The 780-nt window shown below is 59.0% G+C and carries 1 protein-coding gene; it reads right to left on the reverse strand.

Annotation, left to right across the window (positions count from 1 at the left end; genetic code table 11):
* The coding region (locus NKH16_RS34885) for a LysR family transcriptional regulator (RefSeq protein ID WP_352903981.1) at positions 1-709 on the reverse strand (709 nt) is incomplete at its 3' end.
* Positions 710-780 lie beyond the last annotated feature (71 nt).

The following is a 780-nucleotide window of genomic DNA, read 5'->3' on the forward strand; positions in this document are numbered from 1 at the left end:
CTAGACCGTTTCCGACAAGGCGCAGCAGGATGGCCGCACTGACGTGATGTTCGACGATCGCGGGAAGCTGTACACTGCTTCCAACAGCATCGGCGAGTAGAAGTGCTTCGCCCCTGCGCACGAGCAGCGTCTCCTGGCCTAGCTCCGACCACTCGATCACGGGACGGCTTGCGAGAGGATGACTGGAAGCGAGAACGACGGCTAGGGTATCCTTCCACAATTTCAGTTCGAATGCGCCGCCAGTGGATCGGGAGGAGGAAGTGACGGTGACGTCGACCTGCGTGCCGCCCAGAGCAGCCCTGGGTTCAGGATGAGATCCTTCTATCAAGCTGACGGTCACATTTGGATAGCATTTCCCGAACTCAATGATTGCACCCAGCGCTCGCCCGGCGAGGATGAGTCCGTTGGAGCCGATGGAAAGCCTTTGTTGTTCATCCTTGATGCCCGTCCTGGCCAGCGTCAGAGTATTGTCCAGTTCGAGCAGCACGGAGCGAAGACGATCGAGGAAACGCTCGCCGGCCGGGGTTGGGCCAACGCCGCGGGCATGGCGATGAAATATCCTCGTTCCCATCTCGTATTCGAGATCGCGTATGCGCCGGCTGAGCGCGGTGTGATCGATCCCAGTGCGCCGTGCCGCGCGCAGAAAGCTGCCCTCCTCGGCGACCACAAGCGCATAATTAAGTGTCGAGAGTTGAATGGAGCTCCGCATCTCTGCTCAGGTAAGTAGCGACGTTCGCAAGACGTTTGAGCGTTTTTGACGACTGCGGCTATACCCAAATC

Source organism: Mesorhizobium sp. M1307 (assembly GCF_040318155.1).
In the GTDB taxonomy this organism is placed as follows: domain Bacteria; phylum Pseudomonadota; class Alphaproteobacteria; order Rhizobiales; family Rhizobiaceae; genus Mesorhizobium.